Here is a 17,163-nt window from a genome sequence, read left to right on the forward strand (position 1 = left end):
AAAAATTCCTAAAGTTAACGTAAATAAGGATAGGGATTTACTGCACCACGGCCTTTACCTTGTAAATAAAGTCCATAATGCAAATGTGGGGCGGTGTGCCGTGCATTGCCTGTATTGCCGACATAGCCGATCAGGTCGCCTTTTTTGACATAGTCGCCCACACTTAAGCCACGTTTATGGTCATCAAGATGAGCATAGTAATGCCAAGTGCCTGCTGGTCCCATAATCCAAACCACTTTACCACCCAAATTGTTATTGCGTAAGTCTGCGACGAGCCCTTCTGTGGCAGAAAAAACTTTTGTTCCACGTGGAGCCAAAATGTCGATGCCTTCATGCGTCCGTCCGCTACTGCGTGACGCTCCCCAAGTATCTGTGAGGACATTGCGTTTAATGCCTTGAACGGGTACAGGCAGCTGTTTAGCTAAACGCATGTTTTTCAGTTGTTGGACTTGTGAGGCGGGTAAATGGCTTCCACTCGGCGCAGGCGGCGTAGTACGGCAAGCTGCGAGTAACAGAATCACAAAACATAAACTGGCAAGCGCAGAAAGGCGGGGCAAACAATTACGCACGAACAATCCTTTATTATTTCAGTGATCTAATTTTAAAGTCTCAGGGTGAACCCAATTGATCACCCAACTATGTCACAGTTGAATTGCCGAGATCAATTTTTTCATCGCGGTTGGGATGCCCATTTCTGTGACATTTTGTATGTCTAGCCATGTGCTGGCCAACTCTATACTTAAATGTTCGAGTTGATCGGCATCCACTTCAAAGCAAAGTGCTTCCAGTTGCCAAGTGAAATGGGTGAAACTATGCGAAATTTCAGCGTGTTGCGAGACTTGTTTCAGTCCTAGACTTTGGCACAGTTGCGTAAGTTCATCACGATTTTCAAAAATAGGTAAACACCATAAACCTCCCCACAGTCCACTATTGGGACGCTGTTGCCACAGCCATTGATTGTGATGACGCAGTACCAAAACTTGGGCTGACTTCACAGGCACAGCTTTCTTGGGTTTTTTAAAAGGCAGTTCAGTTTCTAGCCCTTGTGCATGAGCCTTACAGTGTTGCTGCATTGGGCAGTATAAACACAGCGGTTTTTTAGGGGTACAGACGGTTGCCCCCAAATCCATGATGGCTTGGGTATAGTCGTGGTTACGTTCAGTTGGACAGAGTTCAGTGGCTAGTTGCCACATACTGCGTTCATGCACAGGTTTGCTTAGATCATCCTCAATGGCAAAAAAACGCGCGAGCACACGTTTCACGTTCCCATCCATAATGACGCCGTACTTACGTAAACCCAAAGACATCAGCGCCCCTGCAGTTGATGGACCAATACCTGGTAGTTCAATCCAATCCTCTAACGTTTGAGGAAAGTGTCCTTGACGTGCTACAACCCCTGCGGCTTTATGTAGATTACGTGCACGGGCATAGTAGCCCAGACCTGCCCAGTAAGGTGCGACCTCATCCCATGATGCTGTCCCTAAGGCGTCAACTGTTGGGAAGCGTTCGATAAAACGCTCGAAGTATTGCAGCACGGTTTTGACTTGGGTCTGTTGCAGCATAATTTCAGACACCCAAACTTTGTAGGGATCATCGGCGACTTGCCATGGCAGATCATGTCGACCATGAACATCGAACCAAGTCAGTAACGCATCTGAAAAAGAGAAAGGAGACATCTGAGGCACAAGCAAGAAATTCGGCTTAGTATAACTGAATGTCTTTTCTGAGCCTGATTTTTTGCGCATAAAAAATGGCGCTTACGCGCCATTTAAAACCTAAAAAATTTAGTCTTTCGTCATGCCCCAACGTGCATCAAGTTTTAGCTCTTGGTCTTTGTAGCGTGGAATAATATGGATATGTAAGTGTTCAGACACATTCCCAAATATTTCACCGTCATTAAAACCAATATGAAAGCCTGAAGGTTGATGACGTAATTGGAGTTCATTACGTGCCAGTTCCAGTAAAGACATTAAGCTTTTACGTTCTTTGTCGGTAATGTCAAAAAATGAGCTCACATGACGTAGAGGGATAATGACACAGTGACCTTTAGACAATGCATTGGGTTCGGGCAAAATCACCCCAAAGTCATTTTTATCAAGCACGTCATATTCATCAAAATTACAATATTGGCAGTGGGTCTCAGTCATTGTTATCTCCTCTAAAATCTAATTATGTATCCTGTTGGATCTGAAAAATCAAATAGTTGAATTCTCAGCTCTAGTTAAGCACTGAGATTGCGTTCTAGCAAGTCATACATTGCATCTAGCCCTTGTCTTTCTGCTTCTGGGTTATAGCCCAAGTCTACACCATTGGCTTTGGCACGCTCATCGGCCAATGGGTTACTAAAACCGTGCTTCGCATCTTCAAAAATGATCACTTCATGGTCCACTTTTGCCGCATGCATTTCTTCACGGAAGCTGGCAACATCATCCAAAGTGACCATGCTGTCTAACTCACCATGTAAAACTAAAATTTCACCCTGAATTTGACCTTCGACCGCAGGGGCTTTGGGTGCCAATGTTGCGTGGAAAGTCGCCACTGCTTTTAGTGGTGCACCTGAGCGAGCTAAGTCTAAAACCACTTTACCGCCATAACAAAAACCAATCGCCGCCAGTTGAGTGGGATTCACTTCAGGCTGGGCTGCAAGCGTATCTAAACCTGCTTGTGCACGGTTGACGATGGTGTCTACATCGGCAAATGTTTGCATCATCCATTCATAGGCTTGTTTCGCATCTGTGGTGACATTTTTGTCGCCGTACATATCAATCGCTAGTGCGGCATAACCGTGTTCAGCCAGTTCGCGAGCACGTTGTTCAGTATATTCATTTCGGCCCCACCATTCGGGTGCAACGATGATACCTGCATGTGGTGTTTGAGCGCTTGGTGATGCAAAATAACCGACTAAGCGTTGTCCATCGGCTGCGTTATATTGAATTTCTCGAGTTTGAATACTGATTGTCATGCTTAAATCCTGATAGATGATCTGTTCTGATTAAAGCATAAAAACTTTTACAAGGATTTGAAAAATATTCCAATGTACATGAGAAGTGTGAGAAATTATTTTTAAAGGCACATATAAAAAAGAAGGATCTGAATCCTTCTTTTTAGTGATTAAGCGTAATGTGCTTTAGACTTTGCCACGGGATAAAAATCCGACAATCGCAAGAATCACAGCAATCACTAATAAAATAATGGCAAAGTCTTTGGATAAACCTGCTACACCGCCAAAACCAAGTAAACTTGCAATCAGTGCAATCACTGCAAAGATAATCGCCCAACGAAACATAATTTTTCTCCATAGATGTTTTTATTTATTACTCTATTAGTATAGAAAAAAGGTCCGGACACACTGTGTTGCTTTTGTTTAAAAAATGTTCTGTTTGTATTTTATGTTTGTATTTTAAGTTTATGAATATGATGTAAATATTGACACTTTAGATAGCTCTGAAAGCCATGTGACTATAGGTTATAATAGTGCATTCAGTTTTATTGGCAGTGGTTATGTCCAACGAATTAAGACCAGAGTTTTGGAAGCATTATATGCTCACTGAGCTACGCTCAGCGGAGTGGGAAGCGTTATGTGATGGTTGTGGTCTGTGCTGTTTGGTGAAACTTGAAGATGAAGAAAGCCAAGAAGTCGCCTATACCAAAGTGGCTTGTAAACTGCTGGACTGTGAAACAGCCAGTTGTCGGGATTATCCGAACCGCAAGCAGCATGTGCCCGACTGTATCCAGCTTACGCCCGAACTTTTAGACACGATTCATTGGTTACCATCGAGCTGTGCTTACCGTCGTCTGCATGAAGGTAAAAATTTGCCCAGATGGCACTATCTGAACACGGGTTCACGGCAAAGTATTCTGAAAGCGAAAAAGTCTGCTGCAGGACGCTGTATTTCTGAAGAAGAGATTCAGGATGACGACATCGAAGGCTATATTGTGCGTTGGGTTCGCTAGTCGATAAAAGCACAATCAAATTGCATGAAAAGCTTGTGTCATTCGCCTTAATTTGCCATAACATAAGCATTCGATGAACGCATGATAAGTCCTAGCCCTATGTCTGATAGCAATATTCCACTGCCTGAACGTTTACGCCCGCGTGATTTATCTGAAATTATTGGGCAGGATCACTTATTGGGTGAGCAGGCACCGCTCCGCCAAATGATCGATCAAGGGCATTTGCCATCGATCATTTTTTGGGGCCCGCCAGGCGTGGGTAAAACCACGATTGCGTTATTGTTGGCGCAAGCGATTGATCGACCTTTTATCAGTCTATCTGCACTCAATACGGGGGTTAAAGAGCTCCGTGAGATCATTGCTGATGGCGGAGATTTAATGCCACCTGTGGTTTTTATTGATGAAATTCATCGTTTTAACAAATCGCAGCAAGATGCCTTACTCAATGCCGTGGAGAAAGGCAAAATTACCCTCATTGGTGCCACCACCGAAAATCCTTCTTTTGAAGTCAACAGTGCATTGTTGTCGCGTTGTCAGGTCTATACCTTAAATGCGCTTGATGCCGATGCGATTCAAACTTTATTACTGCAAGCGATTAAGAACGATAAGTTTTTAAAAGAGCGTTACATTCAGATCGAAGAATTTGAAGCACTGGTGCAGTTTGCCGCAGGGGATGCCCGCAAAGCCTTGAATTTAATTGAACTCATTGCGGGCACCTTCGAGCCTGACGTTGAAAATATCGTGACCAATGCAATGGTGGTCAAAGTTGCACAGCAAAATATCGCCCGTTATGACAAATCGGGTGAGCAGCACTATGATTTAGTGTCAGCTTTTATTAAGTCAATTCGAGGGAGTGATCCTGATGCCACGTTATATTGGATGGCACGCATGCTCAAAGGTGGTGAAGATCCTGTTTTTATTGCCCGTCGGATGTTGATTGCTGCCTCTGAGGACATTGGTAACTCAAACCCCAATGCACTGCTGCTTGCTGGAGAATGCTTCCGTTCCGTTCAAGCGGTGGGCATGCCAGAGTGTCGAATTATTCTTGGACAGTGTGCAGTGTATTTGGCGACCAGTGCCAAAAGTAACAGTACTTATCTTGCCATCAACAAAGCATTGGACTTAGCCGAGAAAACAGCGAATTTACCTGTGCCGCTGCATTTAAGAAATGCTCCGACCAAGTTGATGAAAGAGCAGGGCTATGGCGTCGACTACTTGTATCCGCACAACTATCCAGAGCATTTTGTGATGCAAGAATATTTACCCCCTGAGCTCAAAGGAACCAAACTGTATGAGTCGGCACGCAATAAGCGTGAGGTTGAGGGTGAGCGTTTACAGCAACGCCGTTGGCAACAAGAACAGCAACAGCAGCAGTAATAAAAAAGCCTGATAAATAAATCAGGCTTTTTGTTTTGGGGCTTAGGATTTAGTCACATAGCATGAACCGCTATTTTCTCTAAGCACTGTAGCGTTTTTATGTTCCGATGTGCGTATTTATCAATTTTAATGCGGCAGGTAACACAGCTACCAATAAGGCGATTGCCATCGTGATGTTAAAGCTCAAGGCAAAGCGTGGTTTCATCAGATATTTGCGTAAGAAAAGACCACCGACAGCCCAAACCTCGACACATGGAATGCCGGGACTAAACACGGATGAAGTCACAGAGTGTCATACCATTACAGGCTCGGTTCAGTATTTGCTCAGGGTTGAAGTGGCAGACATCAAGTCTTATAAAAAGTTTCATACTGATGTTTTAAGAACGATTCCATCCATTAGCTCGATCACCAGTTTTTTAGTGATGGATACCACTAAAAATCGATACACCAATCTATAAATGCTTAGGTGGAAAGGTAAAAAAACCGAGCGAAACTGCTCGGTTTTTTATCTGAATGCATATAGTTTCGAGGGATCAGATCAAACGAGGCGCTTTATCTTTTCAACAGAGCATTGAATGTTGAATCATTGCTGCATCACGCTCTTGAAGGCTATTCAATTATTTAAAGTTACCCTCTAAAAACTGTTGCAGGCGTTCACTTTTGGGATGAATTAAAACTTCTTTTGGATCACCTTGTTCTTCAATTTTGCCTTGATCTAAGAAAATGACATGATTGGACACATGGCGTGCGAAGCCCATTTCATGGGTGACAACAATCATGGTTCGGCCTTCTTCAGCCAAACTTTGCATCACTTTCAACACCTCACCCACCAGTTCAGGGTCTAGAGCACTGGTCGGCTCATCAAACAACATCACTTCCGGCTCCATTGCTAAGGCACGGGCAATTGCAACACGCTGTTGCTGTCCTCCTGACAAAAAAGACGGATATTTTTTTTCGACACTTTCTGAGAGCCCCACTTTCCTTAAATATTTTCGTGCACGCTCTTCCGCCTCACTCCGCTTTAGCCCCAAGACATGAATGGGTCCTTCAATAATATTTTCTAATACCGTCATATGCGACCATAAATTGAAATGTTGAAAGACCATCATCAGTTGGGTGCGCATTTTTTGCAGTTGTTTGGGGTTTGTCGCTTTGAGATTGCCATTTTTATCTAAAGTAGTCTCTAACTGTTCACCATTGAGCTGAATGCTGCCCTGGCTCGGTTGCTCTAGAAAATTGATGCAGCGAAGAAAGGTGCTTTTACCTGAACCCGAGGAACCAATAATACTAATCACATCACCTGCATGTGCCTCAAGTGAAACCCCTTTTAAGACTTCATGATCACCAAAACTTTTACAAAGATCTCGAATCACCAGTTTTGCTGAATTTTCCATTGTTTCTCCTAATGATTCGATGGTTTTAAAAACGCCAACCAGCGTTGTTCCAATTTACGAAAGATCCAAATGAGGATAAATGCCAGACAGGCATACAGCACAGCGGCAATGCCAAAGGCATCAAACGTGGCATAAGTGGCAGCATTGACATCTCGTGCAATTTTGAGAATATCAGGCACGGTTGCAGTGAAGGCAATGGTGGTTGCATGCAGCATCAAAATGACTTCATTGCCATAAAACGGCAATGCTCGGCGTAGCATCGAGGGAATAATAATACGGGTATAGCGTTTCCAAGGCGACATTCCAAAGGCTTTTGCTGCCTCGATTTCGCCGTAGGGAATCGAACGTATCGCCCCTGCAAAAATTTCAGTGGTATAAGCTGCTGTATTGAGTGCAAACGCTAAAATGGTGCAATTAAGCCCTTCTCTAAAAAACTCATCGAGCCGTTCATGGGCATGCACAAATTCGAGACTATAAATCCCGGTATAAATAATCAGTAGCTGCACATATAAGGGCGTACCACGGAAAATATAGGTAAAAAACCAAACAGGTCCACGTACAAAAGCATGCTCAGAAACTCGAGCAATTGACAAAGGCACAGCCAGAACAAAACCAATCGCAATCGATAAGACCAGTAGCCATGCGGTCATGGCGACCCCAGTCATTTGAAAACCATCGGTCCACAGATAGGACTGCCAGTATTGTTGAATAATTTCAATCATAGTTGTCCCTTTTTCACACCAGCAGAATAACGACGTTCCAACCACATGAGAATCAAATTCGAAAGGGTGGTGATGGCCAGATAAATGACGGCTGCAACAATACTGAAATAGAACACTTGCATGCTGCTTCGACCTGCATCTTGGGTAATTTTGACGATGTCGGTTAAACCAATTAAGGACACCAAGGCAGTAGCTTTGATGAGGACTTGCCAGTTGTTACCAATCCCAGGTAAGGCAAAGCGCATCATTTGTGGAAAGAGGATACGCCTGAAGACTTGAAATGGGGTCATGCCATAAGCATATGCAGCTTCAAGTTGACCTTTGGGGACGGCTTGAAATGCGCCACGGAAGGTTTCCGTAAAATAGGCCCCATAAATAAAGGCTAAAGTAATCACCCCTGCCACAAAGGGGTTGATGTCAATTTGCTCCATATGGATCGATTCGGTAATAGAGTTCAATCCAAGTTGCAGGCTATAGAACAACAACAACATGATCACCAGATCAGGAACACTACGAATGAGCGTGGTATAGAGGGTTGCAATATGACGTAAGATTTGAATACGAGAGAGTTTGGCACTTGCTCCAAACAATCCAATAATGATCGAAAGTAGCAGTGATAACAAAGCAAGCTGTATGGTCATCCAAGTGCCACTGAGTAATACGGGACCATAGCCAGACAGAAACATACTCAGTTTCTCCGAGTAAAAATATAATATTTTATAAATCAGCAGTATATAAAGAGTGTCGGTGTTGAACCGACACGCTATAAATTAATAAATGCTGAAGGAGAAGTATTTTTTCTCGAGTTTCTTATAGGTGCCGTCGGCAATAATTTCAGCTAACGCTTTATCAATATTCTTTTTAAGATCGACATCTTCTTTACGCAAGCCGATTGCAGCGCCTACACCAAGTGTTTTGGCATCGACAACATTATTGCCTGCAAAAGCAAAGCCTTTACCTTTCGCCGATTTTAGGAAACCAGCATCGACCATAATCGCATCTTGTAATGTTGCATCTAGACGCCCAGAAACCATGTCTTGGTAAAGCACGTCTTGGTTTGGATAAGGAACCACATTCACACCTTTAGGCGCCCAATAGGCTTTTGCATAGCCTTCTTGAATCGTACCTTGTTGTACACCCACACGTTTGCCTTTTAGGGATGCAGGAGTAGGGAGTAAAGGAGAGCCTTTCTTTGCAACCATGCGAGTAGGCGTGTTGTAAATTTTATTACTAAACGCGATTTGTTTTGCGCGATCCGTAGTGACCGTCATTGAAGACAAGATGCCATCAAATTTCTTCGCTTTGAGTGCAGGAATCATCCCATCAAAGGAGTTTTCTACCCAGACACATTTAGCTTTTAATTTGGCACAAATGGCATTGCCCAAGTCGATGTCAAAACCGACCAGCTTATTGTCTGGTGTTTTATATTCAAAAGGCGCATACGCAGATTCTGTGCCAAAACGAATGGTTTTCCATTCTTTTGCTTGGACAGTACTGCTTAGTGCTACGGCTACGAATGTAGTGGAAAGTAGTAATTTTTTTTGCCAGTTTTTCATTTTAAATATAGCCATCCATAAAAAATCAAATCTAGGAAATAAGACGAAGATAGAACTTACCCACTGAGTACTTTTGAATAAAAGCAACATCTATACCAGCTTTCTGCTCTTAGGGGATCGATGGATCTTGTCGCCATGAGAGATGAGAAAATAAGGGTATTTTTTCGGTTGAAATAATTTTTATCTGAGAACGTCCTGTTCATATGTTTTTATCATATGAAAAAATGAAGGTGAGACATAGCTGAAATATACCTGAAGTCTTGTGCGCTATGGCGTACAGAATTGATGATTTTTTAACAGTGGCTCAGTGTTTTACAAGACTATTTTTCAGTGTTGAATAGCTCACAAATAAACTGAAGTACTGCAATAGCTGTGGAGCTGAAAACAAAAAACCGAGCGTTTAAGCTCGGTTTTTTGAGTGACGCAACTTAAAGGAGTGGTATTAGTTTAGAGGAAGAAGCTCATCTTTTAAGTTCAGCATTTGCTGCATCTGGGCGCGAATTTTTCGCTCAGTTTTTCGTACATTATGAGCATTAATTCTTTTGCTCATGGCTCGAATTGGAATAAATAATTTCTCACCCATACCATCGACCAAGACAAATTCGGGCTTATTATTTCGCTGCTCTGTATACATAATCCCTGCGATGTTTACCTCACCGAAGATAATGTGTAAGTCGCAGCAAAGCTGAAAAAAGTCATCTAGAGCTTTGGCGTGTTTTTCCTCAAATTGATGTGATTTGCATAACTCAAATAAAGTCATACCTTCACTACTTGGGCAGACAATTTTTTCAGTCACAAAACCCAAGCCTACAGAAGTTTTCACAAAACCATAAGGCATTTCGACAGGAAAGCTAAAGATATTATTTTTATAATGATTTTTACATAGCTGTAGATATTGCAATAATTCACGGCGGAATTGGCGATAAACGCCTTGCGACATTCTACGTTTAAGTTTGCCATGTCCTTTCCAGCCACCATCTTCATCCACTCGATTTGGATTCATGACTTTGATGATTTTGTTTTCATCCTCAGGATGCTGAAACACCATTTTTGAACAGCCTTGTCCGATACATTGCAGTTCATCTAATTGATAAATCATAGGGCCTTCTATCAGGAGATATACAAGAAAAGCATCATTAGAAATGCGACATTTCATGTGATTGAAATGACTATTTTACAAAAAAATAAATAAAATTTCATGAAACTTTAATATTTATGTCATATAGAAGGCTATTAGAAAGAAAATAAAGGCTTGTATTGCAGTTATAACAAGGCATTGATCTAAAATGTGAAGAATAAAAAAACCGAGCGTTTAAGCTCGGTTTTCTTGAATCTGTAACTGATTAGATATCAGAAAGGTCGATACCTAAACGTGCAGCAACTTCTTCATAAGCTTCAACCACACCGCCTAAACCTTGACGGAAACGGTCTTTGTCGAGTTTTTTCTTGGTTTCTTTGTCCCATAGACGACAACCGTCGGGAGAGAACTCATCACCAAGAACAATACGGTCGTGGAATACACCAAACTCAAGTTTGAAGTCCACAAGTAGCATGCCACCTTGGTCAAATAAGTTTTTAAGCACTTCGTTCACTTGGTAAGTGAGGACTTTCATTTGCTCAAGTTGCTCAGCAGTTGCCCAACCTAAAGCAATCGCTTGAGACTCATTGACCATTGGGTCACCAAGCGCATCATCTTTGAAGAATAATTCGAAAGTCGGCGGGGTTAATTCCTTGCCTTCTTCTACACCTAAGCGACGGCATAAAGAACCTGCTGCATAGTTACGAATCACACATTCAACAGGGATCATGCTGAGTTTTTTCACTAAAACTTCTGTTGGTGAAAGAAGTTTTTCAAAGTGAGTCTCAATCCCAGCCGCAGCCAATTTATCCATGATAAAGGCGTTAAAACGGTTGTTCACCTTACCTTTTCGATCTAGTTGTTCGATCTTTTCACCATTGAATGCCGAAGCATCGTCACGAAAGACTAAAATCAGGTGGTCTGCACTGTCTGTTTCATAGACAGATTTCGCTTTACCAGTATAGAGCAAGGTTTGTTTTAACATGAGGGAACCTTTTTCAAAAAAAAATGCCTAGTACGACTAGGCTGGCCAATTTTGGTAAATCTGGGTTAACAATTCTGTGGCTTTTTCAGGCGCTGCAAAACTGTTATCGGCATTGAACACAGCGAGGTTATTGCTGCTGCCGACCGCGGTCAGTCTTAACACATAGATCTGTTGATCGATTTTAATGGTTGCTTCATAACCATTTTTGCTTTGACCAACGATTTGATGGTTGAGGCTGCTGAGGGTGGCAAGCGTATATTGCCAAATTGTAGCAGAATTTCCCTCAATTTTGAGCAGCGGATTCTTATTTCCGTCAATAATCAATTGAGGGCGACCTACGGCTACAGCTACGGTTTCAGTTGATTCTGTTTGGTTGGTAATTTGAGCCGATTCTGGGCGAGGCATTGCGAAACGGTTACCACGTTTGTTTTCAAGTACTGGTGCGTTTTCTAAAGCAAGTGCCTCAACCGTTGGAGCTGGATACAACGGCGTTGCAGGTCGAACCATTGAGCCTTCAGGGTATTTAAGAGGTTCCAAGCTTGCTGTTTCTTTATAGTCCAAACTACCGTTATTGACTGCAAGAGAACTACAACCCGCTAAACTGACGACTGAAAGTGCGAGGGTAAGACCTAAACGTAATTGCATATTAATGTGCTCTTTATTGAATGACACCCGCTTTTGTGAGTGCTTCACGGAGCGGTGTGCGATATTGTTCTGCAAGTGGTGTTAATGGTAAACGAATACCCGTTTCAATTAACTCCATTTCATGAAGTGCCCATTTCACAGGAATTGGGTTTGATTCGCAAAATAGAATTTCGTGTAAATTTGCAACTTGGGTATTTAGGTTTTCTGCTTTTTCAGCTTCGCCTGCCAGTGCTGCCGCGCAAACATCGCTCATTTCTTTTGGTGCAATGTTTGCAGTCACAGAAATATTGCCTTTTGCTCCCGACAGAATCAGTTGATAAGCTGTTGCATCATCACCTGAATAAACAATCATGTCTTTGCCAGCAAGGCCTTCGAGCAGGGCTTGACCACGAGGTACATCACCTGTGGCATCTTTAATGCCTACAATTTGTGGGATATCTGCCAAACGAAAGACGGTTTCATTTGCCAGGTCAACGCCAGTACGACCCGGAACATTATAAAGGATTTGAGGAAGATCAACTGCTTCGGCAATCGCTTTATAGTGTTGATATAAGCCTTCTTGGGTCGGTTTATTATAATAAGGGGTAACCAGAAGAGCAGCATCTGCACCGAGTTCTTTAGCTTCTTTAGTCAACTCGATGGCTTCACGCGTTGAATTCGCGCCAGTCCCCGCAATAATAGGGATGCGTTTGTTCGCGACACGAATGATTTCTTTAATCACTTGTGTATGCTCTTTCATGCTTAGAGTAGACGCTTCACCCGTTGTACCGACAGCAACAATGCTATTTGTGCCTTGTGCGATGTGCCACTCAACTAGCTTCTCTAGACCCTTCCAATCTACACTGCCATCTTCAAACATAGGGGTGACGATTGCGACAATTGAGCCTTGGATGGTCTGTGCTTGCTGAGTCATTTTAAAAAAATATCCTATTTGTCCATCCAGTTGGGGTAGAAAAACATAAGATTGGATGGGTACGTATTTTAATTTATAGCATTTTCAACGCGCTGATACATTGAATAATGCTTATGCAAATTATGAACGAACACAACATGAAGAACAATATGCTTTAGTCAAAGTGTATAAAAACTTTATCTTTCACTACAAAAATACAGCTTGTTTAAATGGTGTATAAAGAAATGCTTTTCATTTTGTATCTGAAAAGGGCGTTTTACATCACCTATGGCCATGGATTAACGCATTTCAAGAAAGGATCTCTTCATCTCAATCGAGCATTAGAAGTTGATCAAACTGAATATCTGGATATAAAGTTCAGGATTGAAGCACTTTTAACGCTTACACAATTTCTCTAAACAGCGATGACATGTCCTTTTAACTTTATAGATCAATGTCCAGCATTTTGTTCTATCTTCTATCTTCGCTTCAATTTGCCGCAATATCCATTGCACTCAAGGCTGTGGTCATTTAATTTTGCCCCGCGAGGATGAATACTGTTTTATAAATTAAGCTAAGCTTGGCCTTCGAGCACAGAACAAAAAGGACAGAGAAGAATGCAGAAGAATATGGCATTGATTGTGGTGGATGTACAAAATGGTTTTACGCCTGGTGGAAATTTAGCGGTAGCAGGATCAGATCAAATCATTCCTAAAATTAATCAGTTGGGCGCTTATTTTGACACTATTGTACTCACTCAAGATTGGCATCCTGAAAATCACGTTTCTTTTGCAGACAATCATCCCGATCAACAGGCCTTTCAAACCATTGAATTGGACTACGGCACACAAGTACTCTGGCCACGTCACTGCGTACAAGGCACACAGGATGCGGAATTGCATCCCGATCTCGATCTTGCCAAAGCGCAGTTGATCATTCGTAAAGGATGTCATGCGCACATTGATAGTTATTCTGCTTTTTTAGAAGCCGATCATAAGACCCAGACGGGACTCGCAGGTTATTTAAGAGAACGTGGGATTGATACAGTGTTTATTGTTGGGATTGCAACTGACTTTTGTGTGGCATGGACGGCAATAGATGCCTGTAAACTCGGCTTTCAAACCTATGTGATTGCCGATGCGACCAAAGGCATTGATTTACACGGTTCTTTACAACATGCATGGCAAGAAATGCTGGCCCATGGTGTGAAACGTCTTTATTGCAAAGATATTGTGGAACAATATGCCGTGAACTGATGCACCGAACCAATCGGTTCACCTCAATCACTAATATCGATATTATAAAAACATGCAGTAGGGGAAGGTCATGGGCACTTTTTTTAAATTTACCGCTTGGATTCAAAAAACGTTTGCTCTGTGGGTGGTGTTATTTGCAGGCATTGCGCTCCTAAGCCCTGAAACTTTTGTCTGGTTGAAAGCTTATATCACGTGGATGTTAGGGCTGATCATGTTTGGTATGGGCATGACCATGACACTGGAAGATTTTAAAGGTGTGATGCAAAGTCCTAAAGCGGTTGCAATTGGGGTGGCAGCTCAGTTTGTGGTGATGCCAAGCGTGGCTTATCTGCTGTGCTTATTATTTCGCTTGCCGACTGAAATTGCGATCGGGGTGATTTTGGTAGGTTGCTGTCCGGGTGGCACTGCATCCAATGTGATTACTTATATGGCGAAAGGCAATACGGCTTTGTCTGTCGCATGTACCACGGTATCGACCTTATTGGCACCCGTTCTGACTCCCGCGATTTTCTATTTGTTGGCCAGCCAATGGATTGAAATTAATGCATGGTCGATGCTGAGTTCAATTTTACAGGTGGTTCTGTTCCCGATTATTTTAGGGCTGGTGGTACGTGCCGTGCTGAAACAGAAAGTTGAAAGCTATATTTCGGTGATGCCCTTAATTTCTGTAGTGGCGATTGTACTGATTGTGGCGGCGATTATTGGCGGCTCAAAAGCACAAATTTTAGAATCAGGCTTATTGATTTTAGCTGTGGTGGCATTACATAACGCGATTGGTTATTTACTTGGCTTTGCAGCTGCACGAATGTTTCACTTGCCACATGCCGACTGTAAAGCGGTTTCGATTGAGGTCGGGATGCAAAACTCAGGACTAGGCGTGGCTTTGGCTGCTGTGCATTTTGCCGCTTCACCAATTACGGCTGTACCTAGCGCGATCTTTAGTTTGTGGCATAACATTTCAGGGCCAATATTAGCCAGCTATTGGGCCGCGAAAGCAGACGCTACAGCCAAGAAAAAAAGTAGAAAAGAACAGATGTCGGTTTAAATACTGTACGCTGTTCAAGCTTTAAGCATAAAGTCAGAATGAACTTTCTATTTGGGCTGTGATTGTAACTAAACTGTCATAAAGACTGCCTAACATCCCTGCCAAACACTTCATAACAGACTGTTTTAAACAGCATTGAGAGGGTATGGATAATTTTCAGCATTCATCGGCGACGTATTTCAACCGAGAGCTATCGTTATTTGAGTTTCATCAGCGGGTTTTAGCACAAGCATTAGATTTGAGTTTGCCTGTGCTAGAACGCTTAAATTTTTTAATTATTTTTTCACGTAATTTGGATGAGTTTTTTGAGATTCGTATTGCGGGTTTGATGAAACAACGTGATATGAATGCCATTGCCAGAACCCCTGATGCGCTCCCCACAGACGTAGTATTACAAGACCTGTCTCAATCTATTCATACTGCGGTTCAAAAACAATTTGAAACGCTCAATCATTCGATTTTACCCGAGTTACAGGCTCACGGTATTCAATTCATTCAGTTCCAAGACATCTTAGAAAAACATAAAACGTGGATTGCAGAATATTTTGCCAAAGAAATCCAACCTGTTTTAACCCCAATTAGCTTAGATCCTTCCCATCCTTTTCCTCGTCTCGTGAATAAAAGTCTGAATTTCATTGTGAGTTTACAAGGTAAGGATGCTTTTGGACGAAGCATTGAAATGGCGATTGTCCCTGCACCGCGCTCATTACCGCGTTTAATTCAGATGCCGAAAAACGTGGCAGGCAATATCGACACGCAGATTTTTTTAACCGCAATGATTCAGCAGCACATCAGTGATCTGTTTCCAGGGATGAAAGCCACGGGCTGTTATGCTTTTCGTGTGACGCGTAATGCCGATCTGATTTTATCGGAAGATGTCGATGATTTGGCGGTTGCACTCAAAGATGAGCTGTCTTCACGCCGTTTTGGTCGCGCGGTGCGTTTAGAAATTGAAGATGACTGCCCCGAAGCGGTGATTGATTATTTGCTCAAGGAGTTTGATTTAACTGAGCAGGAACTTTATCGCATTGATGGGCCGATCAATCTTTCACGTCTCAGTACCAGTTGTGACCGACCTGAATTAAAGCATCCAGTGTTTATTCCAGTCATTCCCAAAGTTTTGCGTAAACAAAAAACTACTTTTGATACTTTAAAAGCACAGGATGTATTGTTGCATCATCCGTTTGATTCTTTTCAGCCTGTAATTGGCTTATTAAAAGAAGCCGCGAAAGACCCAAATGTGCTGGCGATTAAACAAACGCTCTACCGCAGTGGGCCTGACTCAGAAATTGTACAGGTCTTGGCAGAAGCAGCACGAAATGGCAAGGAAGTCACAGCCGTGATTGAGTTGCGTGCGCGTTTTGATGAAGAGTCGAACATTACCGTGGCCAATATTTTGCAAGAAGCTGGAGCGGTGGTGGTGTATGGGATTGTTGGTTATAAAACCCATGCCAAAATGATTTTGATCGTACGCCGTGAAAATGCTCAGTTGGTCCGTTATGCCCATCTGGGCACAGGCAATTATCATGCGGGTAATGCCCGTATGTATACCGATTATGGGTTGATGACCACACAACCTGATATTTGTGAAGATGTACACCGTATGTTCCAAGAACTGACGGGGATGGGCAAAATGGCCAAGTTGAAGGCGTTGTTACATGCGCCTTTTACGTTACACAGTGAACTTTTAAAACTGATTGAGCAAGAAATTCAGTTTGCGCAAGTCGGTCAAAAGGCGCGTATCATCATCAAAGTCAATGCTTTGACAGAGCCTCAGTTAATTGCTGCACTGTATCGTGCGTCACAAGCGGGGGTACAGGTCGATCTGATTATCCGTTCGATCTGTTGTTTGATTCCACAGGTCCAAGGGATGTCTGAGAATATTCGTGTGCGTTCGATTGTGGGCCGTTTTCTGGAACATACCCGCGTGTATTGTTTTGAGCATGGCGGTGAGAAAAAGCTGTACTGTGCCAGCGCAGACTGGATGGGACGTAATTTATTTTCGCGTGTTGAAACCTGCTTTCCAATATTAGATCGCACTCTGAAAAAGCAGATTTATAAAGACGGATTAATCAGTTACTTAAATGATTGTTTGAATGCTTGGGAGCTACAAGCCGATGGTCATTGGCTTAAAGTGGCCTGTACTGATCCAGAGCAAAGGTATAGTGCGCAGCAACATTTAATTGCGCAGAAGCAACTCAAAATTTAACAGTTGCCATAAAAAAGCCTGACGCAGGTCAGGCTTTTTTATGATTGGGT

General features: G+C 42.6%; 19 protein-coding genes. 6 read left to right on the forward strand and 13 right to left on the reverse strand.

The features are described 5' to 3' along the window. Positions 1 to 14: 14 nt before the first annotated feature. The 5 genes from ACG9ZB_RS10190 to ACG9ZB_RS10210 all read right to left on the reverse strand — a co-directional run bounded on the left by ACG9ZB_RS10190 (position 15) and on the right by ACG9ZB_RS10210 (position 3,286). A complete protein-coding gene (locus tag ACG9ZB_RS10190) occupies positions 15 to 557 on the reverse strand; it encodes a M23 family metallopeptidase (protein ID WP_279687109.1) in 543 nt (180 codons plus the stop codon). An 84-nt stretch (positions 558 to 641) separates the two neighbouring features. Next, positions 642 to 1,676, reverse strand: coding sequence for an A/G-specific adenine glycosylase (gene mutY / locus ACG9ZB_RS10195; RefSeq protein WP_419325632.1), 1,035 nt, complete (start codon positions 1,674 to 1,676; stop codon positions 642 to 644). Between the two features lie 108 nt (positions 1,677 to 1,784). Beyond that, on the reverse strand, positions 1,785 to 2,147 hold the full coding sequence (locus tag ACG9ZB_RS10200; RefSeq protein WP_004691832.1) for an HIT family protein: 363 nt from the start codon (positions 2,145 to 2,147) through the stop codon (positions 1,785 to 1,787). Between the two features lie 74 nt (positions 2,148 to 2,221). Further along, positions 2,222 to 2,962, reverse strand: coding sequence for a dienelactone hydrolase family protein (locus tag ACG9ZB_RS10205; RefSeq protein WP_419325634.1), 741 nt, complete (start codon positions 2,960 to 2,962; stop codon positions 2,222 to 2,224). A gap of 165 nt (positions 2,963 to 3,127) precedes the next feature. Beyond that, positions 3,128 to 3,286: a DUF1328 domain-containing protein gene (locus tag ACG9ZB_RS10210; protein WP_004647174.1), complete on the reverse strand. Its 159-nt coding sequence runs from the start codon at positions 3,284 to 3,286 to the stop codon at positions 3,128 to 3,130. A gap of 215 nt (positions 3,287 to 3,501) precedes the next feature. On the opposite strand from ACG9ZB_RS10210, the gene ACG9ZB_RS10215 reads away from it, so the two are divergent. From ACG9ZB_RS10215 to ACG9ZB_RS10225, 3 genes are all read left to right on the forward strand, one after another. Continuing rightward, positions 3,502 to 3,954 (forward strand): YcgN family cysteine cluster protein, encoded by a 453-nt coding sequence (locus ACG9ZB_RS10215; RefSeq protein WP_419325635.1) that lies wholly within the window; start codon positions 3,502 to 3,504, stop codon positions 3,952 to 3,954. A 99-nt stretch (positions 3,955 to 4,053) separates the two neighbouring features. Beyond that, positions 4,054 to 5,331: a replication-associated recombination protein A gene (locus ACG9ZB_RS10220; protein WP_419325636.1), complete on the forward strand. Its 1,278-nt coding sequence runs from the start codon at positions 4,054 to 4,056 to the stop codon at positions 5,329 to 5,331. A 107-nt stretch (positions 5,332 to 5,438) separates the two neighbouring features. Further along, positions 5,439 to 5,789 carry an Lrp/AsnC ligand binding domain-containing protein gene (locus ACG9ZB_RS10225; protein WP_419325637.1) on the forward strand — a complete coding sequence of 117 codons (351 nt, stop codon included), beginning with the start codon at positions 5,439 to 5,441 and terminating at the stop codon, positions 5,787 to 5,789. A 159-nt stretch (positions 5,790 to 5,948) separates the two neighbouring features. On the opposite strand, the gene ACG9ZB_RS10230 is transcribed toward ACG9ZB_RS10225, so the two are convergent. The 8 genes from ACG9ZB_RS10230 to dapA all read right to left on the reverse strand — a co-directional run bounded on the left by ACG9ZB_RS10230 (position 5,949) and on the right by dapA (position 12,624). Beyond that, a complete protein-coding gene (locus ACG9ZB_RS10230; RefSeq protein WP_184117883.1) occupies positions 5,949 to 6,725 on the reverse strand; it encodes an ABC transporter ATP-binding protein in 777 nt (258 codons plus the stop codon). A gap of 8 nt (positions 6,726 to 6,733) precedes the next feature. Further along, on the reverse strand, positions 6,734 to 7,447 hold the full coding sequence (locus ACG9ZB_RS10235) for an ABC transporter permease (RefSeq protein ID WP_004691821.1): 714 nt from the start codon (positions 7,445 to 7,447) through the stop codon (positions 6,734 to 6,736). Then, the gene (locus ACG9ZB_RS10240; RefSeq protein ID WP_419325639.1) at positions 7,444 to 8,133 is read right to left on the reverse strand and encodes an ABC transporter permease; all 690 of its coding nucleotides are present in this window, start codon (positions 8,131 to 8,133) and stop codon (positions 7,444 to 7,446) included. Before ACG9ZB_RS10240 ends, ACG9ZB_RS10235 begins: the two co-directional genes overlap by 4 nt. Before the next feature lie 84 nt (positions 8,134 to 8,217). Beyond that, positions 8,218 to 9,003, reverse strand: a complete 786-nt coding sequence (locus ACG9ZB_RS10245) for an ABC transporter substrate-binding protein (protein WP_004691819.1) — start codon at positions 9,001 to 9,003, stop codon at positions 8,218 to 8,220. Positions 9,004 to 9,445: 442 nt separating this feature from the next. Continuing rightward, positions 9,446 to 10,102 (reverse strand): YrbL family protein, encoded by a 657-nt coding sequence (locus ACG9ZB_RS10250; RefSeq protein ID WP_419325641.1) that lies wholly within the window; start codon positions 10,100 to 10,102, stop codon positions 9,446 to 9,448. Positions 10,103 to 10,346: 244 nt separating this feature from the next. Then, positions 10,347 to 11,066, reverse strand: coding sequence for a phosphoribosylaminoimidazolesuccinocarboxamide synthase (gene purC, locus ACG9ZB_RS10255; RefSeq protein ID WP_004691818.1), 720 nt, complete (start codon positions 11,064 to 11,066; stop codon positions 10,347 to 10,349). Positions 11,067 to 11,102: 36 nt separating this feature from the next. Next, positions 11,103 to 11,711 (reverse strand): lipoprotein-34 precursor (NlpB), encoded by a 609-nt coding sequence (locus tag ACG9ZB_RS10260; protein WP_419325642.1) that lies wholly within the window; start codon positions 11,709 to 11,711, stop codon positions 11,103 to 11,105. Between the two features lie 13 nt (positions 11,712 to 11,724). After that, positions 11,725 to 12,624, reverse strand: coding sequence for a 4-hydroxy-tetrahydrodipicolinate synthase (gene dapA, locus ACG9ZB_RS10265; RefSeq protein WP_419325643.1), 900 nt, complete (start codon positions 12,622 to 12,624; stop codon positions 11,725 to 11,727). A gap of 596 nt (positions 12,625 to 13,220) precedes the next feature. Here dapA and pncA point away from each other — a divergent pair. The 3 genes from pncA (at position 13,221) to ppk1 (ending at position 17,113) form a co-directional block, all read left to right on the forward strand. Further along, on the forward strand, positions 13,221 to 13,859 hold the full coding sequence (gene pncA / locus ACG9ZB_RS10270; RefSeq protein WP_419325644.1) for a bifunctional nicotinamidase/pyrazinamidase: 639 nt from the start codon (positions 13,221 to 13,223) through the stop codon (positions 13,857 to 13,859). Between the two features lie 70 nt (positions 13,860 to 13,929). Then, positions 13,930 to 14,904 (forward strand): bile acid:sodium symporter family protein, encoded by a 975-nt coding sequence (locus ACG9ZB_RS10275; RefSeq protein WP_419325645.1) that lies wholly within the window; start codon positions 13,930 to 13,932, stop codon positions 14,902 to 14,904. Between the two features lie 145 nt (positions 14,905 to 15,049). Then, entirely contained in the window at positions 15,050 to 17,113 is a 2,064-nt protein-coding gene (gene ppk1 / locus ACG9ZB_RS10280; RefSeq protein WP_419325646.1) for a polyphosphate kinase 1, read from the forward strand. Positions 17,114 to 17,163: the final 50 nt, after the last annotated feature.

The organism is Acinetobacter johnsonii (assembly GCF_048551975.1).
In the GTDB taxonomy this organism is placed as follows: Bacteria; Pseudomonadota; Gammaproteobacteria; order Pseudomonadales; family Moraxellaceae; genus Acinetobacter; species Acinetobacter johnsonii_A.